This is a genomic window from Natronorubrum halobium (assembly GCF_051351675.1).
GTDB lineage: Archaea > Halobacteriota > Halobacteria > Halobacteriales > Natrialbaceae > Natronorubrum.
The window spans coordinates 514254-540735 of the sequence record NZ_CP195595.1; the positions used below are offsets into that span (position 1 = coordinate 514254).

Annotated in this window: 25 protein-coding genes; 13 read left to right on the forward strand and 12 right to left on the reverse strand. The window is 65.1% G+C overall.

The features are described 5' to 3' along the window. Positions 1-262 precede the first annotated feature (262 nt). The 3 genes from ACSFC7_RS02510 to thsA all read left to right on the forward strand — a co-directional run bounded on the left by ACSFC7_RS02510 (position 263) and on the right by thsA (position 4959). Positions 263-1690, forward strand: a complete 1428-nt coding sequence (locus ACSFC7_RS02510) for a short-chain fatty acid transporter (RefSeq protein WP_436346190.1) — start codon at positions 263-265, stop codon at positions 1688-1690. A 115-nt stretch (positions 1691-1805) separates the two neighbouring features. Continuing rightward, a complete protein-coding gene (locus ACSFC7_RS02515) occupies positions 1806-3062 on the forward strand; it encodes an MFS transporter (RefSeq protein WP_436346191.1) in 1257 nt (418 codons plus the stop codon). Between the two features lie 235 nt (positions 3063-3297). Then, on the forward strand, positions 3298-4959 hold the full coding sequence (thsA, locus tag ACSFC7_RS02520; RefSeq protein ID WP_436347895.1) for a thermosome subunit alpha: 1662 nt from the start codon (positions 3298-3300) through the stop codon (positions 4957-4959). Between the two features lie 366 nt (positions 4960-5325). Here thsA and ACSFC7_RS02525 read toward each other — a convergent pair whose 3' ends face one another. Further along, complete coding sequence (locus ACSFC7_RS02525; RefSeq protein WP_436347896.1) at positions 5326-6561, reverse strand: MFS transporter; 1236 nt, start codon at positions 6559-6561, stop codon at positions 5326-5328. Positions 6562-6787: 226 nt separating this feature from the next. On the opposite strand from ACSFC7_RS02525, the gene ACSFC7_RS02530 reads away from it, so the two are divergent. After that, positions 6788-7777 carry an ornithine cyclodeaminase family protein gene (locus tag ACSFC7_RS02530; protein ID WP_436346192.1) on the forward strand — a complete coding sequence of 330 codons (990 nt, stop codon included), beginning with the start codon at positions 6788-6790 and terminating at the stop codon, positions 7775-7777. Between the two features lie 88 nt (positions 7778-7865). Here ACSFC7_RS02530 and ACSFC7_RS02535 read toward each other — a convergent pair whose 3' ends face one another. The 5 genes from ACSFC7_RS02535 to ACSFC7_RS02555 all read right to left on the reverse strand — a co-directional run bounded on the left by ACSFC7_RS02535 (position 7866) and on the right by ACSFC7_RS02555 (position 14237). Continuing rightward, a complete protein-coding gene (locus ACSFC7_RS02535) occupies positions 7866-9302 on the reverse strand; it encodes a sugar porter family MFS transporter (protein WP_436346193.1) in 1437 nt (478 codons plus the stop codon). Positions 9303-9499: 197 nt separating this feature from the next. Then, positions 9500-10339 carry a YqjF family protein gene (locus ACSFC7_RS02540; RefSeq protein WP_436346194.1) on the reverse strand — a complete coding sequence of 280 codons (840 nt, stop codon included), beginning with the start codon at positions 10337-10339 and terminating at the stop codon, positions 9500-9502. Positions 10340-10510: 171 nt separating this feature from the next. Further along, on the reverse strand, positions 10511-13168 hold the full coding sequence (gene leuS, locus ACSFC7_RS02545; RefSeq protein ID WP_436346195.1) for a leucine--tRNA ligase: 2658 nt from the start codon (positions 13166-13168) through the stop codon (positions 10511-10513). 131 nt (positions 13169-13299) lie between these two features. Beyond that, entirely contained in the window at positions 13300-13719 is a 420-nt protein-coding gene (locus ACSFC7_RS02550; RefSeq protein ID WP_436346196.1) for an Hsp20/alpha crystallin family protein, read from the reverse strand. Positions 13720-13778: 59 nt separating this feature from the next. Further along, complete coding sequence (locus tag ACSFC7_RS02555; RefSeq protein WP_436346197.1) at positions 13779-14237, reverse strand: peroxiredoxin; 459 nt, start codon at positions 14235-14237, stop codon at positions 13779-13781. Positions 14238-14366: 129 nt separating this feature from the next. Here ACSFC7_RS02555 and ACSFC7_RS02560 point away from each other — a divergent pair, with 129 nt between their 5' ends. Together ACSFC7_RS02560 and ACSFC7_RS02565 are read left to right on the forward strand one after the other, a co-directional pair. After that, the gene (locus ACSFC7_RS02560) at positions 14367-14792 is read left to right on the forward strand and encodes a CBS domain-containing protein (RefSeq protein WP_436346198.1); all 426 of its coding nucleotides are present in this window, start codon (positions 14367-14369) and stop codon (positions 14790-14792) included. 179 nt (positions 14793-14971) lie between these two features. After that, positions 14972-15433 carry an SRPBCC family protein gene (locus tag ACSFC7_RS02565; protein ID WP_436346199.1) on the forward strand — a complete coding sequence of 154 codons (462 nt, stop codon included), beginning with the start codon at positions 14972-14974 and terminating at the stop codon, positions 15431-15433. A gap of 81 nt (positions 15434-15514) precedes the next feature. Here the strand turns inward: ACSFC7_RS02565 and pheA are convergent, their stop codons facing one another. Continuing rightward, the gene (gene pheA, locus ACSFC7_RS02570; protein ID WP_436346200.1) at positions 15515-16327 is read right to left on the reverse strand and encodes a prephenate dehydratase; all 813 of its coding nucleotides are present in this window, start codon (positions 16325-16327) and stop codon (positions 15515-15517) included. Positions 16328-16396: 69 nt separating this feature from the next. Further along, the gene (locus ACSFC7_RS02575; protein ID WP_436346201.1) at positions 16397-16762 is read right to left on the reverse strand and encodes a group I truncated hemoglobin; all 366 of its coding nucleotides are present in this window, start codon (positions 16760-16762) and stop codon (positions 16397-16399) included. A 204-nt stretch (positions 16763-16966) separates the two neighbouring features. Between ACSFC7_RS02575 and hemC the strand changes: the two genes are divergently transcribed. The 5 genes from hemC (at position 16967) to ACSFC7_RS02600 (ending at position 21762) form a co-directional block, all read left to right on the forward strand. Then, positions 16967-18106 (forward strand): hydroxymethylbilane synthase, encoded by a 1140-nt coding sequence (gene hemC, locus ACSFC7_RS02580; protein WP_436346202.1) that lies wholly within the window; start codon positions 16967-16969, stop codon positions 18104-18106. Beyond that, the gene (gene cobA, locus ACSFC7_RS02585; RefSeq protein WP_436346203.1) at positions 18107-18949 is read left to right on the forward strand and encodes a uroporphyrinogen-III C-methyltransferase; all 843 of its coding nucleotides are present in this window, start codon (positions 18107-18109) and stop codon (positions 18947-18949) included. Then, a complete protein-coding gene (locus tag ACSFC7_RS02590; RefSeq protein WP_436346204.1) occupies positions 18946-19689 on the forward strand; it encodes a uroporphyrinogen-III synthase in 744 nt (247 codons plus the stop codon). Before cobA ends, ACSFC7_RS02590 begins: the two co-directional genes overlap by 4 nt. A gap of 113 nt (positions 19690-19802) precedes the next feature. After that, entirely contained in the window at positions 19803-20162 is a 360-nt protein-coding gene (locus ACSFC7_RS02595) for a hypothetical protein (RefSeq protein WP_436346205.1), read from the forward strand. An 82-nt stretch (positions 20163-20244) separates the two neighbouring features. Further along, on the forward strand, positions 20245-21762 hold the full coding sequence (locus ACSFC7_RS02600) for a DHH family phosphoesterase (protein WP_436346206.1): 1518 nt from the start codon (positions 20245-20247) through the stop codon (positions 21760-21762). 21 nt (positions 21763-21783) lie between these two features. Here the strand turns inward: ACSFC7_RS02600 and ACSFC7_RS02605 are convergent, their stop codons facing one another. Together ACSFC7_RS02605 and ACSFC7_RS02610 are read right to left on the reverse strand one after the other, a co-directional pair. Further along, positions 21784-22539, reverse strand: coding sequence for a PHP-associated domain-containing protein (locus ACSFC7_RS02605; protein ID WP_436346207.1), 756 nt, complete (start codon positions 22537-22539; stop codon positions 21784-21786). Between the two features lie 1087 nt (positions 22540-23626). After that, positions 23627-24016: a hypothetical protein gene (locus ACSFC7_RS02610; RefSeq protein ID WP_436346208.1), complete on the reverse strand. Its 390-nt coding sequence runs from the start codon at positions 24014-24016 to the stop codon at positions 23627-23629. Positions 24017-24212: 196 nt separating this feature from the next. On the opposite strand from ACSFC7_RS02610, the gene ACSFC7_RS02615 reads away from it, so the two are divergent. Together ACSFC7_RS02615 and ACSFC7_RS02620 are read left to right on the forward strand one after the other, a co-directional pair. After that, on the forward strand, positions 24213-24530 hold the full coding sequence (locus ACSFC7_RS02615) for a DUF5783 family protein (RefSeq protein WP_436346209.1): 318 nt from the start codon (positions 24213-24215) through the stop codon (positions 24528-24530). A gap of 83 nt (positions 24531-24613) precedes the next feature. Next, the gene (locus ACSFC7_RS02620) at positions 24614-24979 is read left to right on the forward strand and encodes a NifU family protein (protein ID WP_436346210.1); all 366 of its coding nucleotides are present in this window, start codon (positions 24614-24616) and stop codon (positions 24977-24979) included. Positions 24980-25133: 154 nt separating this feature from the next. On the opposite strand, the gene ACSFC7_RS02625 is transcribed toward ACSFC7_RS02620, so the two are convergent. After that, complete coding sequence (locus tag ACSFC7_RS02625; protein ID WP_436346211.1) at positions 25134-26051, reverse strand: ketopantoate reductase family protein; 918 nt, start codon at positions 26049-26051, stop codon at positions 25134-25136. Between the two features lie 40 nt (positions 26052-26091). Beyond that, positions 26092-26391, reverse strand: coding sequence for a DUF7130 family rubredoxin-like protein (locus ACSFC7_RS02630; protein WP_436346212.1), 300 nt, complete (start codon positions 26389-26391; stop codon positions 26092-26094). Positions 26392-26482 lie beyond the last annotated feature (91 nt).

The window sequence follows — 26482 nt, forward strand, 5'->3', positions numbered from 1 at the left end:
GAGCTAATCGCCTCGAACCGACGACGGCCACCGATGTGATGGACCGTCACCAGCAGAAGGTGTCCGTTCAGTGGTGTATTGGACGAATTGTAGTCGGTCTGCTACCGTATTAGGTTCCCTCGCACGTGTTCTCCGACGAAGGGAGAGAGTCGACGAGAGTCGGACGCGTGCAGTTCGTCGCCGACACCCATTCTCGCATATAGACGTTACGTTACACGTGAAAATGGCCAAACTTTATACGTCGATGGTGTGAGCGCCACTCATGGCACAAAGTATCACTGGAGGGTCGGCGCTCGAGCGCATGGGCAGCGGGATGGCCAACTGGGTGGAACGGTGGATGCCCAGTCCGTTCCTGTTCGCCATCATCCTCACGTACATCGTCTACATCGCGGCGGTGCTGGGGACGGACGCGGGCGTGTTCGAGGCGGTCGAGTTCTGGTACGACGGGTTCTGGGCGTTCCTGACGTTCGCGATGCAGATGGTGCTCATCCTGATGACCGGGTTCGTCGTCGCCTATCATCCGCGGGTCAACGCCGGTCTCCAGTGGTTGAGCCGGCTTCCGTCGAACGGGAAGCAAGCGGTCGTCCTCGTCGGCGTGATCTCGATGGCGCTCGCCTGGGTCCACTGGGGCCTCGGGCTGATCATCGGCGCGATCTTCGCCCGGGAGATGGGCAAGACGGCCTACCGGAACGGGATCTCCGTTCACTACCCGCTGCTGTGCGTGGCGGGCTACATGGGTCTGGGACTGACCTGGCACTGGGGGCTCTCCGGGTCCGCCCCGCTGTTGCTCGCGACCGAGGGCAACGAGTTCATCGAGATGGGAATCATCGACGAGACCGTCCCCACCTCCGCGACGATCCTGCACCCGTACGCGCTGACGCTCACCGTCCTCTCGATCGCCTTCGCCGCGGTCGTGCTCTACTTGCTGAGTCCGTCGCCCGAACGATCACGGGACATCACGGCGTACATCCCCGAAGACGAACTGTTCGAGACGGCCGCCGATGGCGGTGACGTGCAGACGGAACCCGTAGATTCGGCAGGGGGCCCGTCGGACGAGCAGGTTCCCGCGGAACGACTCAACAACAGCCGGATCATGGGGGGACTCATCGCGCTGGCCGGGCTCGTCATGGTCGGCTACACGTTCGCGACGCTCGGATTAGACGCCCTCGACCTCAACGTCGTCAACTTCGCGTTCCTCATGGCCGGACTGGCGATCTACACGCGGCCGCAGCTATACCGCGACCGCTTTGGAGATGCGTCGAAAGCCGCTGCAGGGGTCATCCTTCTCTTTCCGTTCTTCGCCGGGATTCAGGGAATCATGGCCTCGTCCGGACTCGCGGAGTCGATGGCAGAAGGCTTGCTCACGATCTCCTCACCGGAGACGTTTCCGATCTTCGCCTGGCTCGCTGCCGCGGTAACCAACATGTTCGTCCCCTCCGGCGGCGGGGAGTGGATCGTCCTCGGCCCGTCGGTGCTCGAGGCCGCCCAGGCCCACGGGATTCCGGCCGGCCACGCGACGATGGCCTACGCCGTCGGTGACGCACACACCAACCTGTTGAACCCGTTCTGGGCGCTTCCGCTCCTGGCGATCACCCGGATAAAGGCCCGCGAGATGTTCGGATACGCCATCGCCATGCTGTTGTTGTTGATTCCGTTCCTCGCGATCGTGCTCTACGTCGTCCCGTACTGAGCCGCATCGACCTGTATCGAAACCGACTCGACACGGCTCGACGCGACTCGACACGATTTCGCCGGTTCCGCCTCATTCACAATCCCCGACTCACGATATCGACCGATACCCACCGATGAATCGTCCCTACTACGGCTGGATCGTCGTCCTCGCGTGTTTCCTCGGGACGTTCGTCGTCTTCGGCCTCTCCTACTCCTTCGGCGTCTTCCTCGAGCGAATGGCCGACGACTTCGCCCGCTCCCGCGGCGTGACGACGATCGCGTTCGGGGTACAGACGCTCATGCTGTACGTGGGTGCCGTGCTGGTCGGCGTTTTCGTCGATCGGCTCGGGACCCGTCGAATGCTCGCCGCGGGAACGGTGGTGCTCTGTCTCGGACTGGTCTGGACCAGTCTGGCGTCGTCGTGGGTGACGGTCGTCCTCGCCTACGGCGTGGTCACCGGGATCGGGATGAGCATCGTCTACGTGGTCGCCTACGCGACCGTTCCGCGCTGGTTCGACCGACGGGCGGGGTTCGCCGGCGGCGTGGCCTCCGCCGGACTCGGCGTCGGGATGCTCGTCGTGGCACCCGCCGCGACCGTGCTCATCGACCGCGTCGGCTGGCGGTCGTCGTTCCTCGTCCTCGCCGGCGTCGTCGCCGTCCTGTTGCTCGTCGCGACCGCACTGATCAGGGACGAACCGACGGCGGAACCGATTCCGTCCGGGGAGTTCGCCGACGAAACCCGGTCACTCGAGACGGACGGCGACGGCGAACGGCGAGCGCGAGCGGAGACCGAACGGCAGTCGGTCGGCGAACAGCTCGCCGACGTCTACGCGATCGCGCGCTCGCCGTCGTTCGTCCTGGTCTTCGTCGGCTGGGTGGCGATCTACACGACGATGTACGTCGTCTTCGTTCACCTCGTCGTTTACGCGTCCGATATCGGCCTGTCGCGGGCCGTCGGCGCGACCGCGCTCGCCGTCATCGGCGGTGCGAACGCCGTCGGGCGGGTCGGCATCGGCTACGTCTCGGATTACGTCGGTCGCGTCCGCGTGTTCGCGGCCTGTTCGGCGATCATGGGCGTCTCGACGCTGGCCCTGCCGGTGATCGAGACGACGGTCGCACTGTTCGCCTTCTCGCTCGTCTTCGGCCTCGCCTACGGCGGGAACGGGGCGCTGCTCGCCCCGCTGACCGGCGATCTGTTCGGTCGGACGAACCTGAACGCCGTGTTCGGACTGGTCTCCGGTGCGTTCGCACTCTCCGGCCTCGTCGCACCGTTTCTCGCGGGTGTAGGGCACGATACGCTCGGCACGTACGATCCCGCGTTCGCCGTCGCCGGCGTCGCCGCCGTCCTCGGCGCGCTGGCGATCATCGTCGCCGACCGGCTACGGGATTGACCGGGCGAAGTCGGGAGAGCAGTGATGACCCCGCTCCGGACGCGATGAACGGAGTCACCGGCCGTCAAACCGTGGATTCTCACGCTCCAACGGCGGATATGGTTATAAATACCAGTAGTACGGGTAGCGGGGAACTGCCGTACTACGCCCTCGTAGTGGGATTTAGCTCGCACGTTCTCGAAAGGTTTATATAGAATCACAAACAATCCTTCGGTTGACTATGGCACAACAGCAGATGGGCAACCAGCCCCTTATCGTTCTCTCGGAGGACAGCCAGCGGACGTCCGGCAAAGACGCGCAGTCGATGAACATTCAGGCCGGAAAGGCCGTCGCCGAGTCCGTACGGACCACGCTCGGTCCGAAGGGGATGGACAAGATGCTCGTCGACTCGACAGGCAACGTCGTCGTCACGAACGACGGTGTCACGCTTCTCTCGGAGATGGAGATCGACCACCCCGCTGCCGACATGATCGTCGAAGTCGCCGAGACCCAGGAGGACGAGGTCGGCGACGGCACCACGAGCGCCGTCGTCGTCTCCGGGGAACTGCTCAGTCAGGCCGAGGACCTCCTCGAGCAGGACATCCACGCGACCACCCTCGCCCAGGGGTACCGAGAGGCCGCCGAGGAAGCCACCGAGGTACTCGAGGACATCGCGATCGACGTCGAAGCCGACGACACCGAGATCCTCGAGCAGATCGCCGCCACGGCGATGACGGGCAAGGGCGCCGAGAACGCCCGCGACCTGCTCTCCCGACTCGTCGTCGAGGCCGTCCGCTCGGTCGCCGACGACGACGAGGTCGACACGGACAACATCAAAGTCGAGAAGGTCGTCGGCGGTTCCACCGAGAACTCCGAACTCGTCGAGGGCGTCATCGTCGACAAGGAACGCGTCTCCGACAGCATGCCGTACTTCGCCGAGGACGCCAACGTCGCGATCGTCGACGGCGACCTCGAGATCAAAGAGACCGAGATCGACGCCGAAGTCAACGTCACCGACCCCGACCAGCTCGAGCAGTTCCTCGAGCAGGAAGAGGCTCAGCTGCGCGAGATGGCCGAAGCGGTCGCTGATGTCGGCGCCGACGTCGTCTTCGTCGACGGCGGCATCGACGACATGGCCCAGCACTACCTCGCACAGGAGGGCATCATCGCCGTCCGCCGCGTCAAATCCAGCGATCAGGGCCAGCTCGCCCGCGCGACCGGCGCCACGCCCGTCTCGAGCGTCGACGATCTGACCGAGGACGACCTCGGCTTCGCCGGCAGCGTCGCCCAGAAGGAGATCGCCGGCGACCAGCGCATCTTCGTCGAAGAGGTCGACGACGCCAGGGCCGTTACCCTCATCCTCCGCGGCGGCACCGAACACGTCATCGACGAGGTCGACCGCGCCATCGAGGACTCCCTCGGCGTCGTCCGCACCACGCTCGAGGACGGCAAAGTCCTCGCCGGCGGCGGTGCCCCCGAAGTCGAACTCTCGCTCGCACTCCGTGACTACGCCGACTCCGTCGGCGGCCGCGAACAGCTCGCCGTCGAAGCGTTCGCCGACGCCCTCGAAGTCATCCCGCGCACGCTCGCCGAGAACGCCGGGCTCGACCCCATCGACTCGCTCGTCGAACTCCGCGCCGACCACGACGCCGGCGACACCGCGTCCGGTCTCGACGCCTACACCGGCGACACGATCGATATGGCCGAGGAAGGCGTCTACGAGCCGCTTCGCGTGAAGACCCAGGCTATCGAATCCGCAACCGAAGCCGCAGTCATGCTGCTGCGCATCGACGACGTCATCGCCGCCGGCGACCTCGCCGTCGCCGACGACGACGGTGACGACGAGATGCCGCCGGGCGGCGGTGGCATGGGCGGCGGCATGGGCGGTATGGGCGGTGGCATGGGCGGCATGATGTAGAACTAAATTTTGCTCTGTCGTTCGAGAGAGCGAAGCTCTCTCGTGATGACGAAAGGCGCGAAGCGCCTTTCGAACCACGGGCGCGGCTTCGCCGCGCCCTCGGCAAAATTTAGTATAAAAGCACTCCTCCCTCCGTTCCGGTCCCTCCGGGACCTCCACATCGGTCGTCGGCCCGCTCGGGCCTTCGGCCCTCGCGGTGAGAAACGGAGGGAACTACCGCTCGAATCGTCGGCTCGAGTCGGCCCACACCTTTTCGTCGTCGCTCCCAACCTGATCAGCTTCGTACTCGAAGACTCGAACTCGTCAACCAAGACCCATTGACATCAATTCTCAGCGTCCAGAACGGCGGGCAGCGTGACGACCGGATCAGTCCTCGCTCTGCGCTCGAGCCGTCGGCCCCTGCCAGACGTCGAAGCGCGAGATGGCGACGAGCAGGCCCCAGGAGAGCCCCATTCCGACGAGCGCGAAGCCGATCAACAGGCCGAAGAAGGCCTTGAGACCCACGCCGAGCGCGAACCCGCCGAGGGCGATGCTCCCCGCGCCGAAGCCGAACTCGCCGAGGTAGGTGTAGCCGTAGGAGAGGCCGCGAGCGTCTTCCGGCGTGTGAACCGCGACGGCCTCCTGGTAGAACGGCTGGATCGCGAAGAGGAAGAAACCGAGAATGGCACAGAGGACGACGATCGGACCGAGCCCCATGTTCCGTACCGGGACGAAGGCGACCGCGAGGACGGCGAGGACGGCGAAGATTCCGGCGAGACCGCGCTCGACGCGAACCCTGTCGGTGAGTTTCCCGCCGGCGTACTGGCCGGCGATACCGACGACGAGCAGACCGACGTAGATGTAGTCCGCGGGTTCGATGCCCTCGAATCCGGTCGGCAGGTCGAGGACGGCCATCGCCGGCGCGTCGTGGAGGATCTCGGGGAGGTAGGTGAGAATACCGCGGTAGAACAGCCCCTCGAACGTCACGATGGCGAAGACGACGGCGAACGCGCTCGCGAACAGGGCGCGCGACCCGGAGACGAACTCCGAGAGCGAGAGCGGTTCGGAGGCGTCGGAGACGTCGTCGACGTCGACCGCGCCCGCCGGATCGAAGTTCGCGCTGAGGCCGTACGCGAGGCCGACGAAGCCGGGTACGGCGAGAATCGCCGCGACGAGTTGCCACTCGAGGCCGACCATCAGTAACGTCGCGGTGACGAACGGACCGAGGGCGATACCGACGTTGCCGGCGATTCCGTGGTAGGCGAAGACAGTCGGTCGTTCCTCGACGCCGGTGCTGATCAGCGCGAGTCCGGCGGGGTGGTAGACGCTCGCGGCGACCCCCCAGAGGACGAGCGCGGCGGCGATCGTGGCGATCGAATTCGCGAACGCGAGGAGCACGAACGCGAATCCCATCCCGCCGAGACAGACGAGGATCAATCGCTTGGGACCGTAGCGATCCGTGAGGACGCCGGCGGGCAGTGCACCGAGACCGAACGGCGCGTATCCTAACGCGACGATCAGGCCGAAGACCACGACGCCGGCGTCGGGAAACTCGGTCAGCCAGACGACGAGAAAGATCGGAATCGACGTCTCGAACCAGTGGACCAGCGAGTGGCCCAGCATCGTAAAGTTCGCTATCGCTCGATCGTTATCGGGAAGTCCGAACACGGTTCGTTCAGTGCGGTAGTACACCCGCCGTCGATATTTAATTGGTCGTGTTTCGGCCGCTCGCTCGAGTCGGTACGGTAACAGGTTCGACGAAAACTCGCCGCGTGTCGGCACTGAAACCCCTCCCACGCCGGCCTGCCGATTCGAACCTACTAAGTTGGCCCCCGCAATATTCGCCACTATGAACACGCTTCTTCTGGACAGCGACGACGTCGACGACTACGCCCAACTCGGCGACGTCATCGCCGCCGTCGAGCAGGCCTTCGCGGCCTTCGAGCGCGGAGACACGCAGATGCCCGCGAAGTCCTACATCGATCTGCCGCAGTACAACGGCGACTTCCGGTCGATGCCGGCCTATCTGTCGACCGACGAGTGGGACGCCGCCGGACTGAAGTGGGTCAACGTCCACCCCGACAACCCCGCGGACCACGACCTGCCGACCGTCCTGGGAACGATGATCTACTCCGACCCCGAAACCGCCTTCCCGAAGGCGATCATGGACGGCACGACGCTCACGATGAAACGCACCGGCGCAGCGGCCGCCGTCGCGACCGACTACCTCGCCGTCGAGGACGCCTCGAGTCTCGGCCTCGTCGGCGCCGGCGTCCAGTCGTACACGCAACTCGAGGCGATCGGCGAGGTCCGGTCGATCAAGGAAGTCGTCGTCTCGGACCCCGACGAAGCGCGCGTCGACGCGTTCGTCGATACCTACGACGACCGGTTCGACGTCCGCGCGGGTTCGATTTCGGACGCCGGCCACTGCGACATTCTCTCGACGGTGACGCCCGTCGAGGACCCGATCGTCGGACCGGGCGACGTCGGCGATCGCACCCACATCAACGCGATCGGGGCCGACGCCGAGGGGAAACACGAACTGCACGACGACCTCCTGCGGGCGGCCACGATCGTCATCGACGACCACGAGCAGTGCACCCACTCGGGCGAGATCAACGTCCCCTACCACGAGGGCACCCTGACCGACGACGACATCCACGCCGAAATCGGCGAGGTCGTTGTCGGATCGAAACCGGGCCGGACGGACGAGACGGGCGTCACCGTCTTCGACTCGACCGGACTGGCCATTCAAGACGTCGCCGCGGCGCACGTCGTCTACGAGAACGCTCGCGCGGCGGACGACGGCCACCCGTTCGAACTGATCGATACCGAGTAGAGCAGTCGTCACCGAGCGAGTGCCGCGTTCGTGTCGGATCGAAATCGAGGAACGCGACGAAAAATACCGTCAGCGATGCGTCAGTCGTCTAGTCGTCCGTCTGTACTACGTCCGTCCGTTCGGCCTCGCTTCCGAAGGCCGTCTCGCGCAGGTCGGCCTCGATCTCCTCGAGCGACCGGCCCTTCGTTTCGGGGACGAGTCGATAACAGAAGACCAGCGCGAGGAGCGAGAGCGCGCCGTAGAGCCAGAACGTCCCCGACTGTCCGAAGACGTCGACGAGTCGGAGGAACGTCAGCGACACGACCAGGTTTCCGGCCCAGTTGACGACCGTGACGACGCCCATCGCCGTGCCGCGGACCTCCATCGGATAGATTTCGGCGATCATCAGCCAGAACACCGGGCCGAGACCGATCGCGAAGAACCCGACGTACAGCATCAGACTCCCCGTCGCAACCCAGCCGATGACCCCCGAGAGACCGGGCAGGTAGAACGCGGCACCGAGTACGGCGAGCATTCCGGTCATGCCGGCGAGTCCCGTCAACAACAGCGGTCGACGCCCCGTTCGGTCGATCAACAGGACGGCGACGACGGTCATCACGACGTTGACGGCCCCGATTCCGACGGTCGCGAGGATCGAGGCGGTATCCTCGAAGCCGGTCGACTCGAGGATCGTCGGCGCGTAGTACATGACCGTGTTGATACCGGTGACCTGCTGGAAGACCGCCAGGCCGACGCCGACGACCAGCATCGGTCGAACCCACGGCTGGAACAGATCGCGGAGCGTCCCGGACTCGGTTCGGATGGTTTCTTTGATCTCCCGCAGTTCGGCGCCGACCTGGCTCTCGGTACGGGTTCGGGAGAGGACCTCTCGGGCGTCCGACTCGCGACCCTGTTCGTAGAGCCATCGGGGGCTCTCCGGCATGAAGAGCATTCCGGCGAACAGGACGGCCGCGGGGACCATCCCGAGACCGAGCATCCAGCGCCACTCGCCGCCGGCGGCGAACGCGTAGTTCACCAGATAGGCGATCAGGATCCCGCTGGTGATCGTCAACTGATTCAGTGACACCAGCGAGCCCCGTATCTTCGGCGGCGAGATCTCGGAGATGTACAGCGGGCCGACGACCGACGCGAAGCCGACCCCGATCCCGTCGACGATCCGTCCGAGGATCAACACTTCGACGGTCGGTGCGATCGCCATGATGAGCGACCCGACGAAGAAGACGACGGCGCCGACCAGAATGAGGCGTCGTCGACCGAGTCGGTCCGCGAGGCGGCCGCCGAGGGCCGCACCGATGATCGCGCCGATCATCGCACCGCTGACGATGATCCCCTCGACGTAGGAGGGGTTCATCGAGTAGCCGAGTATCGTCGTCAGTTCGAACGTCTCCCGGACGTAGAGCATTGCGCCGGAGATAACGCCGGTATCGAATCCGAACAGTAACCCGTTGAGCGCGGCCAGCGCCGCGACGACGTAGACGAACGGGTTTCGTTCGTCGGCCGTATCTCCGGTCAGTGTGGCTGTCATAGATGAACCTTCGTGAGGATTCTCTCACATCATAGTTAACAAATCCAACGGTGTCGGCCACGGCGTGTCAGTGGCGGAACTGGTTCGGCTCTCCGATCGCGACGCGTGACCCCCGACGTGAATCGACCTTCTCGCAGCCCGTTCGAACAGTTCGGCGACTCACTGCGCGCAACAGCGACGTCGGCCGCTCACAGCACCTACTGGCGTGATTCCGCTCGAATTCGCCGCGGAATCGACCCCGTCATCCGAAGTTCGTCGCAGTAGTAGACGACGGGGTCACCCGTCGGTTCCGGCAGCCCGTTCGCCTCGAACATCGTGTTCGCGTCGATCGAAACGGTCGCGGGCTGTAACGGCCACGGGTCGTGTGCGATTTCGCCCGACAGGACCCCCCGGTTCTCTTCGGCGGCGTAGAACCGCCGGCGCTCGACGAGCCAGTAGGCGAGCGTATCCGGTGCCGGCGTGAAGACGTCGCCGTCGGGCTGGTACGTCGCCGAGAACCGCGCCGGAGCCGCGTCGTCGTCGAACCGCGGCCGAGCGCCGACGGCGGTTTGACTCCGCGTGCTCGAGAACGCAACCTCATTCTCGTCGCCGGAACTGACCCGCATGTGGGCGTGGTAGACCGGCAGCCGAGTCGTTCGGCCGACGGTCGCGGCGATCAACGGGTTTCCGACGTCGATACTGAAGAAGAACAGGCCGGGGTCGCCGCGGTGGCGGACGTACGTCCGGACGTTGAGTTCCGCGACCGCCGTCCGAGCGAACGGCGGCGAGCCGCGGACGCCGGCATCCGCGAGGACGAACGGCAGGACGCTGAGCCAGGCGTCGCCGTCGTGGGTCTCGAGCGTCAACTCGTCGGGGATGTGCGAGCGAAGCGCGTCGGGATCGACGGGCCAGTTGGCGAACAGTCCGTCGCGCCACGTCATCGACGCCACGTGCGGTGCGGCCGGTGACGACCCGTCGGCGAACGTCCATCGGAACGGGTCGGTTCGTCTGCGTCGTCGTGTCCGCGTTCGTTGCTGTCTGTCGTTCTGTTGTGTCATCCTCGAGAATCAGCGCAAGGGCTGTACGACACGATACGACGGGAAGCGATATAAATTAGACAGTCGCCTGTCAGATGTGGTGGTGGTTCGATACCGACTGCAGTTCGGACGATATCGCGACGGTCGCCCCGTCTCCCTCGGTGTCCGACCTGCCACTCGACTCGACCGCAGTTAGTCGTCGATCTCGATCGCCGGCCGGCCGGGTTCGGCGTTCTTGCGCACGCTGTCGTCGGCTTCGTCGGCGTGGACGACCGACACCGGCGCGTCGAACTCGCGTTCGATCAGCCACGCGGCGGACTCGAGGGCCGCGTGTTCGTCCCCGGGACCGAGCGTCATCGAGAGCGCCTCGCGTTCGGCCTGCAGGTCCTGGCCGTAGTCCGCTGCCGCGTCGCCCTGTTCGCGAATGTGTGACTCCTGCATGAGTTCGCCGATCAGGTTGTCGGCGTCGCTCTCGATCGCGATCTCGAGGGCGTCGTACTTCCAGTCGGGCGCGACGACGACGTCGATCGCCGTCGGGTCCTCGATACTGGCCACCTCGACGATGTCGCGGATGTCCTCGCGGGTGTTCCGCACCAGCTGACGGCGTTTCCGCACGTAGTCACGGTCGACCTCGGCGGCCGGCCACGCGGCGTCCACGACGAGGTCGTCGTTGCCCAGTTCGTTCCACAGCTCCTCCGCGAGGTGGGGTGCAACCGGCGCGAGCAGACGGACGACGGCCGAGAGCCCGCGTTCGTAGGTTTCAGCGTGGGGTTCCGTGTAGTCGGCGTACTGCCGAAGCGTTCGAACCAGATCCTGGGTTTCGCGCAGCGCCCGGTTGAACGTCAGGTCGTCGTACTCGCCGGTGGCGATGGCGATCGTCGCGTCGATCTCCGCGTCGACGTAGCTGGTGATGGCGTCGTCCTCGCCGACGGGGCCGGTTTCGACGAACTCCGCGACCATCTCCTTCAACCGACCGAGGAAGGCGTTCGTCGAGCGAACACCCTCTTCGCTCCAATCGAAGTCGCGCTCCGGCTGGGCGGCCTCCATCATGAACAGCCGCGCCGTGTCCGCGCCGTACTCCTCGACGATCCGCTGTGGCGAGACCGTGTTCCCCTTCGACTTGGACATCTTCTCGCCCTCCAACTGGACCATTCCCTGGGCCAGCAGGTTCGTGAAGGGTTCGCGGTGTTCGAGGCCCTCGTTGTCCGCCAGCACCTTCGTGAAGAACCGGGAGTACAGCAGGTGCATGACGGCGTGTTCGATGCCGCCGACGTATTGGTCGACGGGCATCCAGTCGTTAGCCTGCTCGAGGTCGAACGGCGCGTCTTCCGCACCGGGCGAGACGTAGCGCAGGAAGTACCACGAGGAGTCGACGAAGGTGTCCATCGTGTCCGTCTCGCGGGTGGCGTCGCCGCCGCAGTCGGGACAGGTCGTCCGCTTCCACTCCTCGGCGGCGTCCAGCGGGTTGCCGGTGGTGTTGATGAACTCCGGCAACTCGACCGGCAGCTCCTCGTCGGGGACCATAACCGGGCCGCAGTCCTCGCAGTGGATGACCGGAATCGGCGTGCCCCAGTAGCGCTGGCGGGAGATCCCCCAGTCGCGAAGCTGGTACTGGGTCGCCTCCTCGGCGCTGTCGATATCCTCCGTGAGTCGTTCGCGAGCCGTCTCGCTCTCGAGACCGGAGTACTCGCCGGAGTTCACGAGGACGCCGTCGTCGGTGAACGCCTCCTCGCTGACGTCCGGGGCGTCGGGAACCGTCTCCCCGTCCCAGTCGTCCGGTTTCGGCGCGATGACGGGCACGATTTCCTCGTCCATCTTCGTCGCGAAGGCGTGGTCGCGCTCGTCGTGGCCCGGCACGGCCATCAGCGCGCCCGTCCCGACGTCCGAGAGGACGAAGTCGGCGACGTAGACGGGAATCTCCTCGCCCGTCACGGGATTCGTCGCGGTCAACTCCGTCTCGACGCCGTTCGGTTCGTCACCTTCGGGGTCGGCTTCGTGCTCGACGAACTGGTGAATCTCGTCGTCTTCCGCAGCCAGTTGCTCGCTGATCGGATGATCCGGTGCGAGCGCGAAGAACGTCGCCCCGTGGATGGTGTCGACGCGGGTGGTGAAGGCTTCGACGGACCCGTGCTCGGAAATATCGAACTCCAGTTCCGTCCCGAACTGCCGCCCGATCCAGTTACGCTGCATCTGGCGCACCGAGTTCGGCCAGCCCTCGAGGTCGTCGATCGCCTCGAGCAACTCGTCCGCGTACTCGGTGATCTGCAGGAACCACTGCTCGAGTTCGCGCTGTTCGACCGGCGTATCGCAGCGCCAGCAGAGTTCGGCCTCGCCCTCGACCTGCTCGTCGGCGAGGACGGTCTCGCAGTGGGGACACCAGTTGACCTCGGCGTCGCGACGCTCGACGAGTCCTTCCTCGTGAAACCGCGAGAAGAGCCACTGGTTCCACTGGTAGTAGTCGGGCGTGCAGGTGGCGATTTCGCGATCCCAGTCGTACCCGAACCCCATCGCGGTCATCTGGTCGCGCATCGTGTCGATGCAGTCGAACGTCCAGTCCCGCGGGTTGGTGTCGCGTTCCTTGGCCGCGTTTTCGGCGGGGAGGCCGAAGGCGTCCCAGCCCATCGGGTGGAGGACCTCGTCGCCCTGCATCCGTCGGAAGCGGGCGTACGCGTCCGTAATCGTGTAGTTGCGGACGTGACCCATGTGGAGTTTGCCCGACGGGTACGGGTACATGCCGAGGACGTACGTCGGATCCTCGACGTCGTCGGGCGTTCGATAGGCGTCTTCGTCGTCCCACGCCTCCTGCCAGCGCCGTTCGACCGCCGCGTGGTCGTATCCCGCGTCGCTCATTCTTGTATGCGTGTCCGGGCGTCGCCGCCCTATAGCTTTCCATACCAGCCGTCGCTATCGCGAGGGATCGCATCCTCGAGACGCCCGATACGAAAACCGACCGGAACGGATGAGCGACCCGAGTCGCACGCCTACTCGATGTCGATTTCCTTCGACGTGTCGCCGCCGGTGACCTTCGGCAGTCGAACCGTCAGCACGCCGTTCTCGAAGCCGGCCGACACCTCCTCTTCCTCGACCGGCTCCGGGAGGCGAATGCGCCGGTTCGCCGACGTTCGCGTCCGTTCGCGGCGAAGGAATCGACCCTCCGCGGAGGCCTCCTCGTCCTCCCGACTGGCCTCGAGGCGCAGCGTCCCCTCCGAGAGCGTCAGTTCGATGTCGTCGGTCTCGTAGCCGGGCAGATCGGCCGTGACGAGGTACTCCTCACCCGTATCGACGACGTCCGCCGGAACCGACCCCGGAACCTGCAGACCGCCGCTGGTCATCCCCGATTCGACCTGCTTGCTGACGCGGTCGAGCATCTCCTCGATATCCTCGAACGGATTTCGTCGCATACGCACCGGTACGGGTTCGAACAGGATAAATTCTGCCCGCGACGGGAGGTCACAACCGACTACTCCGACAGCGTCACCAGTCCGTCGTCGAGCGCGTCCAACAACACGTCGCGCGCGTGGCCGTCGGGATCGACCCCGTCGTAGACCGCCTTCACCTCGCCGTCGGCGAGGAAGAAGGTCGTTCGCGTGGTCACGCCGCTGTCCCGCAGTTCGACGTCGAAAGCGTCGGCTATCTCGGCGTCCGGATCGGCCAGCAGGTCGAACTCGAGACCCTCCTGCTGGCAGAACGAGTCGTGTGAGTCGACGTCGTCCCTCGAGACGCCGTACACCGCCACGCCGGCGTCCCGGTAGGTCTCGTATTCGCGCTGGAACTGGTTCGCCTCGATCGTACAGCCCGGCGTGTCGTCCTTCGGGTAGAAGTAGACCACCGTCGGCTCGTCGAACTCGAGGGAAACCGCCTCGCCGTTCTGATTCGGTGCGGTCACGGTGGGGGCGTCGGCCCCTTCGTCCAGTGTCATATGCGTACTCCCGCGGGGACGCCGAAAATCGTTTGTGGTCCGGTGTGGATTCGTCGGGATCGCTCTCGAGCGGGAGTGCAGTTGAAGGCCGGCTCTTGAAGCCGTCGCCGGCCGTGGCTTCTCGTGACCATGTCCGTCAGCGAACTCGGTCCGAACGACGTCGTAACGGCACAGCCGGATACCGAACTCGGGACGGTCGCGGACCGTCTCGCGTCCAACAACGTCGGTGCCGCGGTCGTCACCGAAGACGACTCGCCCGTCGGCATCGTCACCGACCGCGACATCGCCCTCGAGGTCGCCCAAAGCGACGACGTCGCCTCGACGCCGGCCGAAGACGTGATGACGGGGGATCCGACGACGCTCGAGGCGGACGCCGGCCCGCTCGAGGTTTCGCAGGCGATCGAAGCCGAGAACGCGCGTCGCTTCCCCGTCGTCGACGACGACGGCACGCTCGCCGGCATCGTCACGCTCGACGATCTGGTCGCGACGATCGGCGAACAACTCGGCAACGTCGCGGACACGATCGAAGCGCAGTCGCCCGATTACAGCCCGTAGCTCGCGTCCGGAACTGCCAGTATTCCCGTCGCTCCGCCCGCTTCTGGCGAGACCTGTGACTGAATGCGCTCGAGAGTGCCTACTTTATCATCTCACGTGCCCTATAGAGAGACAGTCAGTCACCACCCATCTTTCATCGCGAACGAGTGTGTGGCACGATGTGACGAGAGTTGAGAGCAATGCCTACCTTCGAGCAAACGATAACGATTGCAGCACCCGTCGAGACCGTCTTCGCGTTCGATACCGACCCCAAGAACTGGCCGCGAACGATGTCCAGTCTGAAGAGCCTCGAGATCGTTTCGGAGACCGACGAGACCGCCCATATGAACGCCACTTACAGCCTGCTGGGCTACCCGATGAACGGCACCATGGAGCTGACGATCGTCGAACCGAACGAGCACATGATCGCGACGTTCGAGAGTCCCGGTATGACCGGTGAAACGCACAACCGCTACTCGGAGACCGACGCCGGGACACGGATCGTCAACCGTGTCGACTACGAGTTCGGGGACTCGCTCCTCGAGCGCGTGATCGAACCCGTGGCCGCGCGATACAACCGGCGGCAGTTCAGGAGCCACCTCGAGCACACGAAAGAGCGTATCGAAGCCGAGGTGCGGGCCGAAGCGACGATACAGCGCTGACTGCGGCTCGTCCCTTCCCCCTATTCGCCGATTCCCCCACCCTCGAGCCGTCAATCCCTGACTCGCACGAGCAGTCAGTTTCTAACTCACGACGTGCTCGGTGTCGTACGATCCCAGCCGCCGGACCCAGCCCTTCTCCGCCAACTCCTCGAGGTCCTCGATCGCCTCCTTCGTCCGGGCCTCGTAGAGGCCGGCCTCGATATCGACGTGGAAGACGTAGTCGCCCAGTCGCTGGCCGCTCGGGCGGGATTCGACCCGCGTGAGGTTGATGTCTCGGTTCGCGAAGGGCTGGAGCAACTCGAGCAACAGCCCCGGGTAGTTCGCGTTCGGGTAGACCACGAGCGAACTCTTGCCGCCGCCCTTCGAGCGCTCTTCGGCGGGCGCGAGCGCGAAGAAGCGCGTCGCGTTCGAGTCCTGGTCCTGAATGTCCTCGGCGAGCACCTCGATGCCGTTACCGCCGTTGTCGGGGTGGGCGATGCCCGCTATTGACGGGTCGTCGCGGGCGAACTCGACGCTCTGTGCCGTGCTCGCGACGGCCTCCAGCGTGGCGTCGGGGTACTCGCGCTCGAGGTAGGAGCGACACTGCGCGAGCGCCTGCGAGTGGCTGGCGACGGTGTCGAACTCCGGTCCCTGGGCGAGCAGCGCGTGTTTGATGGGGGTGACGATCTCGCGGACGACGGCGACGTCGTACTCCGCGAGCGCGTCGAGGCTCTCCGTGACGCTGCCCTCGATACTGTTCTCGATCGGGATGACGCCGTGATCGTACTCGCCGCCCGCGACGGCGTCGACGATCGCCGTCACCGACTGGCGGAAGTCGATCTCGTCGCCGTTCGCGACCGCCGTTGCCGCCCGATGTGAGTAGGTTCCTTCGGGACCCAGCGTAACTGCAGCCATTGCGTGGTGATACCCGCGACGGGATCAAAAGGCCTCGGGTCCGATAGCAGCTGACCGTCGATTCGCGACTCAGGCCGCGGCCGTGACGATATCGTCCTGATACTGGCCGACGGCCTCGAGGACCGCCTGCCGGTCGTCCTCCGGGACGTCGAACTCCTCGAGCGTGGCGTCGAGATGGGTGACGATCGCGTCGAAGTCGGGTTTCGTGATCCCGAGATCGTCGTGTGCGGCCTCCATGTCCTCGCCGGAGTAGTCGACGGGGCCGCCCGCGACCGCGCTGATGAACTGGGTCTGGTGGGCGCGCTGTTTCTGCATGTCGACGTCGTCGAAGTAGTGGGCGACCTGTTCGTCCGCTATCACGCGTTCGTAAAACCGATCGACGACTGCCGCGATCGCGTCCTCGCCGCCGAGTCGCTCGTACAGGGTTTCGCTCATCTGGTCGATCCTTCGAATGGCGGGAATATAAGCATCCGTCCGAATACGTTCCGCTCGGAATTGCCGACAGACATATACCGGTAGCGTCGGTCGCACCGTGCCAAAATCGACCGCGGCGACGGGTTGAACGGAAATATACGCCGACCGACCGGTTAGCGTCGGACAAGCGTGCGCTTTTCATACCCGAGGCGACGACTCATCTCTATGAGAACGCGCGGGACGCTTCGATTGGCGACACGGGGGTCCACACTCGCTCGGCGGCAGGCCGCTCTGGTACGGGAGGCCCTCGAGGATCGACGGTACGAGGTCGAACTCGTCACCGTGGAGACGACGGGCGACCAGATCAGAGACGAACTGATCCATCGACTGGGGAAAACCGGCGCGTTCGTCCGGGAACTCGACGAGCGCGTCCTCGAGGGCGACCTCGACGGCGCGATCCACTCGATGAAGGACATGCCCACCGAACAGCCAGAGGAACTGGTGACCGCCGCGGTGCCGGAACGCGGGAAGCCGGGCGACGTCCTCGTCACGCCCGACGGATCGACGCTCGAGGAACTCCCCGACGGTGCGACCGTCGGCACCTCGAGTCTCCGCCGTCGCGCACAACTGCTCTCGGAGCGACCCGACCTCGCGGTCGAGCCGCTGCGCGGGAACGTGGACACGCGCCTCGAGAAACTGCTCGCGCCCGCGCTGCAGGCGGAACACGAGGAACGGACGGAGGCGGACAAGGAGCGAAAAGGAAATACTGGCGACGACGATTTCGAACCCGAGTTCGAGCAGACCGTCGACGACTGGTTCGACGGCCTCTCGGAACTCGAGCGACAGGCCCTCGGCCGCGAGGTCGAGACCGAGTACGACGCGATCGTGCTGGCCCAGGCGGGCCTCGAGCGCAGCGGCTTCGCCCACTACGTCGACTACCGGAAACTGCCGACGAACGCGTTCGTCCCCGCGCCGGGACAGGGCGCGCTGGCGGTGACCGCAACCGACGGCGAGACGGCCCGCGAAATGCAGTCGGTGATCGATCACCCGCGCAGTCGCGTCGAAACGACGGTCGAGCGGACGATCCTCGCGGAACTCGGGGGCGGCTGTATCGCACCGGTCGGGATCTACGCGGTCGTGCAGGGCGAGTACGTTCACGCGAACGTCAGCGTCTTCGACCGCGACGGCGAGGAGTCGGTCGCGGCCGGCCGCGACCTGCCGATCGAGAGCCACGCCGAGGCCGCCCGCGAGTTCGCGCAGGATCTGGACGCTCGAGGCGCGGCGGAACTGATCGAGCAAGCGCGCACGGAAGCCGACGAGGACGAGGACGACGTCTCCGAGGAAGACAAGCCGGAGGGGAAGTAGATGGCAGAGACGGACACGTCGACGGAGGCAACCGACTCCGAGCCCATCGACGCCGGTCCCGACGTCGAACCCGGCACCGTCTACCTCGTCGGCAGCGGTCCCGGCGACCCCGAACTCCTGACCGTCAGGGCCCATCGGCTGCTCGAGGAGAGCGACGTCGTCCTCCACGACAAGCTTCCGGGGCCGAAGATCATCGAGACGCTGCCCGAGGACCGCCGCGAGGACGTCGGCAAACGCGCCGGCGGCGAGCGCACGCCCCAGTCGGCGATCAACGAGCGACTGGTCGAACTCGCCCGCGAGGGGAAGTCGGTCGTTCGGCTCAAAGGCGGCGACTCGTTCGTCTTCGGCCGCGGCGGGGAGGAGGCCGAGTATCTCGCGGCCCACGACGTGCCCTTCGAGGTCGTGCCAGGCGTCACATCGGCCATCGCGGCTCCGGCCGTCGCCGGCGTCCCCGTTACCCACCGCGATCACGCCTCTTCCGTCTCCTTCGTCACGGGCCACGAGGACCCGACCAAGGCGGAGTCCGCAGTCGACTGGGGCGCCCTCGCAGCCACCGGCGGCACCATCGTCGTCCTGATGGGCGTCGGCCGACTCCCCGACTACACGAAGGCCTTACTCGAGACCGGCATGGCTCCCGAGACACCCGTTGCTCTCGTCGAGCGCGGCACCTGGCCGGGTCAGCGGGTCGCGACGGGAACGCTCGAGACCATCGTCGAAGCGCGCGACGAGGCGGATATCTCTCCGCCCGCGGTGACGGTGATCGGCGACGTCGCCGGCACCCGCGAGTCGGTGGTCGACTTTCTGCAGAACGACTACGGCGACGCCAGCGAGGATCCACGATGAGCGAGACACCCACCGTCGCCGTCTTCCGTCCCGACGACGAGCGGGTCGCGGACGCCGTCGCCCTGCTCGAGGAGTGCGGTGCGGACCCCGTACCGGATCCGATGCTCGCCGTCGAACCGACCGAGGCGACGCCTCGAACCGACGCCGACTACGTCGTCTTCACGAGCAAGACGGGTGCGGAACTCGTCTCCGAGGTCGGCTGGGAGCAAAGCGGCGAGACCGTCTGTGCGATCGGCCCCGCGACGGCAGATGCGCTCCGCACGGAGGGCTACGCGGTCGATATCGTCCCCGAGGAGTTCACCTCGAGCGGGCTCGTCGCCACCCTCCAAAACGAGGTCGACGGCGCGCGCGTCGAGGTCGCCCGCAGCGACCACGGCAGCCCGGTGTTGCTCGAGGGCCTCGAGGACGCGGGCGCGTACGTCCACGAAACGATCCTCTACCGACTGGTACGGCCCGAAGGCAGCGGCCGGTCTGCCGAACTCGCCGCCGCAGGTGACCTCGACGCCGCCTGCTTTACCTCGTCGCTGACCGTCGAGCACTTCCTCGAGGCGGCCGCCGAGCGCGGGGTCCGTGCGGATGCACTCGCAGGGATCGCCGACGCCACCGTCGGCGTTATCGGTGCGCCGACGGCCGAGACCGCCGAGTCACGCGGAATCGACGTCGACGTAGTGGCCGCCGAGGCCACCTTCGAGACGCTCGCGCGGGAGACGCTCGAGACCGTTCGACGCGCTCACGAGTAGCCGGCTCGATTTCGAGCGACCCGAAACCGGGTTCGAATCGCGTGCGATTACCTCGCAACCAGAGCTGGCAAGGTAAACGTCTACACCCGTGAGACTCCTTTTATGTACTGTCTATGGCAGCAGAAACGTTCCACAAGCGAAGCCTGGATCCGCCGAACTCCGTCAGTCTCCGAGCTGCGTTTCTCGTCCTCTGGACGATCGACGCCGTCGCAGCGACGCTGTTCTTTCTCGTCCCCTACGCGACCGAACTCAACCCCGTCACCGTCTTCTTCTACCAGCTGATCGGACTGCCCGGCGTCCTCCTCGCGGCCCTCTGCTACGCCGGACTCGTCGTCGCGATCGGCCACGTTCTCTCGGACCCGATGGACATTCGGTTCGTCGGCATCGTGGTAGCCCTCTACCTCCTGTTCGTGACGAACAATATCCTCCTGCTGCTGTTTCGCGAACCCCTGCCGGAGCTAATCGGGGTGTGAGAGCCGGACCCCATCGGCTACGGCGTGACGATGGGACCGGAACTTTATCCCGGATGCCGACCCATCATCCACCGATGAACCGATGACCGGGCCGGTGCCAGAACTCGCCGATCGAGCCGTCGCATGCGCCGACCGTCTCCTCGAGGCCGACCGCGTGCTGCTGGCTTCCCACATCGACGCCGACGGGCTGACCAGCGCCGCGATCGCCGCCCAGGCGCTCGAGCGGGCCGAGCTTCCGTTCGAGACGGTCTTCGAGAAGCAACTCGACGAGGAAGCGATCGCCGGGATCGCAGCAACCGACTACGACACCGTGCTCTTCACGGACTTCGGGAGCGGCCAGCTCGATATCATCGGCGAGCACGAAGACGCGGGCGCGTTCACGCCCGTCATCGCTGACCACCACCAGCCCGCCGATCGCGAGACGGAGTACCACCTCAATCCGCTCCTGTTCGGGATCAACGGTGCCTCCGAACTTTCGGGTGCGGGCGCGAGCTACGTGCTCGCGCGTGCGCTCGCGAACGTTTGGAACGGGGAACGGCGTTCGGCTGAAGAGACGTCGGCCGAAAGTGAATGGACGGACCCACGGTCCGACGGCGGGATCGTCACTGCGAGCGGTACCAGCGACGCCCGCACCGACAACCGCGACCTCGCCGCGCTGGCCGTCGTCGGCGCCGTCGGCGACATGCAGGCGTCCGGTGGCGAACTCCACGGCGCGAACGCGAAGATCGTCGAAGAGGGCGTCGAGGCCGGCGTCGTCGAAACCGGCACGGATCTCGCGCTCTACGGGAAACAGACCCGTCCCCTCCCCAAACTGTTCGAGTACGCCACCGACGTCCACATTCCCGGCATCTCCAACGACGAAGGGGGTGCGCTGCGATTCCTCGACGGACTCGACCTCGAGCTGAAACGAGACGGCGAGTGGCGTCGGTGGTCCGGCCTCTCGAACGAGGAGAAACAGACCGTCGCCAGCGCACTCGTCAAACGGGCCGTCTCGAAGGGCGTTCCGGCGAGCAAGATCGACCAACTCGTCAGTACCGCCTACGTGCTGTCCGCAGAGCCCGTCGGTACCGAACTCCGAGACGCCAGCGAGTTCTCGACGCTGCTCAACGCGACCGCCCGCTACGAACGCGCCGACGTCGGCCTCGGGGTCTGTCTCGGGGATCGGGGCGACACACTCGAGCGCGCGCGGAAACTCCTCCGGGACCACCGGCGGAACCTCTCGAACGGAATCGACCTCGTCACGCGCGAGGGTGTCACGCACGAGGACCACCTCCAGTGGTTCGACGCGGGCGATAAGATCCGCGAGACCATCGTCGGCATCGTCGCCGGGATGGCGATGGGGAACGAGGGGATCAGCCGAGCGAAGCCGATCCTCGCGTTCGCAGAAAAGAACGACGAAGCGGTGAAGGTCTCCTCCCGCGGGACCCACAATCTGGTCCGGCAGGGACTCGACCTCTCGGTCGTCATGGGCGACGCCTCTCGAGCCGTCGGCGGCGACGGTGGTGGGCACGACGTCGCCGCGGGTGCGACAGTACCGAAAGGAGAGGAAGCGGCGTTTATCGAACGCGCCGACGATATCGTCGGCGAGCAGCTATCCTGAACGAGTGTGCGTCGCGTGACGTTAGCCCGACCGCTCCATCGACGCCGGGACCGTCGGCACCAGCGGCGCGCGCTTGGTCAACAGGAACGTCGACTTGCGAACCGCGCCCTTGGCGTACTGGACCGTACTCTTGTGAATCGGCGTGCGCTTCCCACGGATCTGTGTTCGACCCTCGAGGATGGCGTCGACGAGTTCATCGCCGTTGATGTCCGCTCCGGTCGGGTTCTCGGAATCGGGTGTGACGAGAATCTCCGTGTAGGCCTTGCCGACGTTCGGGAGATAGTGAGCGTCGCTCGCGCCGATCTCCGGATACTCGCGGCGACGGGCGAACGTGCGAGCGCGACGATTTCGGTAGCCGGTAAAGACCATCGAGTTGTAGGTCTCGATCGCGTCGGCGTCCTTGATCTGTCGTTTGCGGACGCCGTGGCGACTGCGCTGGAAGGGGTGGGGAACGATCGCGACCCCGCCGAGTTCACGAACGGTTTCGACGGTATCCATGAACGGTTGACCGGGGTCGGGACGTTCTTCGACACCGATCGCCAGTAGGTGGCCGTGTCGAGTCGATACTTCGACGCCGGGGATGCCAATCAGGCCGTACTCCGGCGCGAGTTCGGCGGCCCGGATCGACTCGCTGATCTCGTCGTGGTCGGTGATAACGACCCCGTCGAGGCCGATATCGGCCGCTTGCTCGAGGATGAGTTCGATCGGTTCGTGGCCATCGTACGAATCGTCCGAGTGAACGTGGAAGTCGATAGCGAAGGGAATCTGAGATGTCATAGGACCATCAAGGTGGCTTCCGTGCTGTACCTATTCTCCGACGAGAGCATAAGCGCTCCGCCAGTGATTTCGCCGGAGAATTCCCTCGATTCAATATCGCACTATGAAGTTTATCACTTGATTACCCGACCGATAGCTGACGGGAACGTGGGACTGCAGACCGATCGATTCGGGGATACTCCGTCCCAGACGACCCGCGCATGAGCGATCGCAGCTAGGGGTTGCACGGATAGCGGTGGCACACTCGAAAGTCTGTCATCGAGGGGAAGACGAAACCACACAGCAACTGCGAGTTCGAACGACCCACGAACTCCCATTGCTACGACGGGGTCGGCTACAGGCACCCGCCAGCGAGCAATCAGCCGTTCTGTAACACAGTACTCGATTACCGAACGAGAGTTGTGTGTTATCGCACGTGCGCGAACCGAGACTCACTAGAGTCAGGAAGACAGATAGCAGTACCCACACCGAAGAGAATCGAGTACGCAAATCGAACGTTCCCGCCGTTGCTGTTCATCGGGACGGCATCGTTCGGTGGACTCCACTCTCGACGAACCAGCGATGCAGGGTGGGGAGACACACGTTGACTTCTGTCCCACCAGCCACCCCACCAGAGGGGATCTGAGACACAGCGCGTCACGTCGTCGTTCGAGAGATGCAGTTCTGATGGCGAGGAGTCCCACGTCCGAACCGCACCGGATGGGTTCGCGGTTCGCGTACCGCCAGATGCTGGTCAGGCCGAACGGCTGTTACTCGGCACAAACGTAACTGGACGGAGGACCGTGGCTGTATACCACCAGTATCCGAGCTCCCGTCGGCGGAATACCGTCAGCCTCGAGTGCGAGGTTGTTCGATCGACCGGGTGCGACCGTTCCGCATCGAATACCGGCCACCAGGCGGTGAATCCACGGTTCGGCGATTCGCCACCGTCTTCTGAACACCACCCGCTACGGGTATGCTGCTGAACCGCCTCAATAGGCGTCAGCAGCCGCCGAAGGCTGGTCTGCGGACTCGAGATGGTCGAAGGGCTATACCCTATACTGCGATATCGAATCGGTTGGGCTCGCCGTCAGTAGCCAGAGGCCGGTCACTTCATCGGCGACGGGCCGTCCGGAACGACGTCCGAGAACCGTACCCGATCGAGGACCTCCTGTACCTCGACTGGGCCGCTCAGTTCGTCGACGGACTCGTGGATGCGGTGCATACACCGAAGCACACCCTCGACAGCGGCTCGACGGGTCGAGACGCGACCGATCGACTCGATGATCGTCTGCTCGCCGAGCGAGTACTGGTAGCGGAGTTCCCAACATCGGCTGAGCCCGAGTCCGGGATGGGACCGATTGGCCGCCGTGCGGTCCGCGACGAGTTCGATCGGCGGCTGTCTGTGACGGTACGAAAATTCGCCGTCACAGAACGTTACAGGCCCCCACCCGGGAGGTAGCGACTCGCGTGGAATGGGGGGGTTGTCCGGGGGCATGTACCTTGATGAGGATGGTCGCGGGAGTGTTGGTTCCGCTTGCGCACGCATCGTCCGTATGTAGGACACCCCTACCGGGTTAGCAGGTTGTCACGTTCTGAGAACGAGTCCCGCGACATCGAAATCAACCGCTGCGTCGCGGTACAGTTGCCGACCGATCGTCCGACTTTTGTCTCCGCTCGCCCTCGGTTCACGTATGGCCGACTTCGATCCCGAGAAATTCGAGGACAAGTACGCGAACTACTTCCCCGAACTCCAGCAGGCGTACAAGAACGCGTTCAACCGAATGAACGATACGCACGATTCGGAGCTCGTGCACGCGATCGACCAGCAGGTGCTCAACGAGAGCGAACCGTTCTACGAAGGGGACGGAGAGTTCCGCGTCGAACTGCCGGACGATCCGTACGATCGACTGTCGGGTGTCCTCGTCGAGGAAGAGCGGTTCGAGCAGGTCCTCGAGAAACACGTCGAGGAGATCGAAACCGAACTCCAGCGCGTCTTCGGGTTCGCCTGATCGTCAGCAGTCGCGACTCGAAGTGTTCCCAGCCGAACATAGATGACGGAAGGTTTAGGGGCTCTCGTACCCAAGCGAATCGTATGAGTACTGAGACCCAGGACGGGGACGACCTCGAGGACCGCGTCGCGAACTTCCTGCGTCGGAACTTCCCGCAGATCCAGATGCACGGCGGCAGCGCGGCAATTCAAGATCTCGACCGTGAAACCGGCGAGGTCAGCATCGCGCTCGGTGGCGCCTGCAGTGGCTGTGGTATCTCGCCGATGACGATTCAGGCGATCAAGAGCCGGATGGTCAAGGAGATTCCCGAAATCGAGAAGGTCAACGCCCACACCGGGATGGAGGGTGACGCAGACATGGGCGGCGGTAGCGGCATGAGCCCATCGTTCCCCGGCGAAACCGTCGACGACGACGGCGACGCGGACGAAGGTCCCGAAGCCCCGTTCTAACGTTCTCGAGCGACCGAGTTTTGTTTTCGACCGGCACACTAGTCACGTAGCCGCAGGTAGCGACGCGAACCGACACCACGAGCGACGAATAGCAGCGGGTGACAGCCGGGAATCGGCCGACAGTTACCGATTTCGTATCGTCACGTTCGGTTTATCACGAATCCGATCGGCGAAGCTCCCGTCCACGTTCCCACGTCCGAACCAGTGCCGTGAGAAGTCGATTCGTCGGTGTTTCGAGCCTCAGCTCTTCCCCTCGGTCGACGACGAAGCCGTTGATCGCGTCGATCTCGGTGCGTCGCTCGGCGAGGATATCCTGGTGCATCGAGGAGGTGTTGGCCGCCGTGTCGCGGGCGACGGACTCCACCGCGTCGACGGCCGCACGGTTCGACAGGTGAACGCCGTCGGCTCGAGCGACTCGAGCCGTCTCGCGGGCGGCCGCGCGAGCGAGGTCGTTCGCCTCGGCCGCGAGGACGGTCCCGTTCTCGGTCCTTGTCAGTGCCGTCACGGCGTTGATCCCGGCGTTGACGGCGAGTTTCTCCCACAGGCGCCGTGGCATGTCGTCGGCGACGGTGGTCTCGAGACCGGCCGCCGTGAACAGGTCGCCGATTCGGGTGGCTCGCTCCGATGAACCCCCGTCTCGTGCACCAAGGACGATGTCACCGATGCCGGTACACTCGACGGTTCCCGGCTCTCGAAGCACGGCACCGTAGGAAGCCGTGCCGGCGAGGACCAGACACTGCAGGTGGGCTGCGAGCGTCTCCTCGTTCCCCATGCCGTTTTGCAGCGAGAGGACCGTCTCGTACGCGCCCGTCCGAAGCGTCTCGGCGGCCGCCTGCGTGTCGAACGATTTGACCGTGACGATCGCGAGGTCGGCCGTGAGGTTGCAACCGTCGGTCGTCCCGTTGGGAGCGGTCGTAGCCGCAAACTCGCCGACGAGTTCGAGGCCCGTCTCGCGAACGGCGCTCACGTGAGGGTCGCGTCCGACGAGCGTGACATCGTGTCCCGACTCGCGCGCGAGGGCCCCACCGACGAGACTGCCGAGGCTACCGGCCCCGAAGACGACGATCTCCATGCCGTAGCCTGGGGTCACCGCGGTAAAAACGGTTGTCGTCCTAATCCTCGGTCCAATAGTAGAGGTTCTCGCGTTCGGTTCCACAGGAGGGACAGCGCTCCGGCAGGTCCTGATCGAGTTCGTCCATCTCGCCGCACTCGAGACAGCGCCACATCAGGTGTGCCTCGCCGAACTCGTGGCCCGATCGAACGTGTTCGACGCTCATTCCCTCGAAGCCGTCACGAATGGTGACGTAGAAGCCGTCCTCGTCGAAGCCCCGAATGTGGCCGACTTTCTCACCGTCCTCGGTGTAGAGTGCGGTTCCGAATCCGAGTCGTGGGGGTTCTTGTTCTGTGGCCATACCGATAGCTCACGCTTCGAAGCGCTATAAAGCCGTCACGGTGTTCGAATCGATAGAATGACGTGGTTTCGGGAGTCTCTTCGGATCGAGA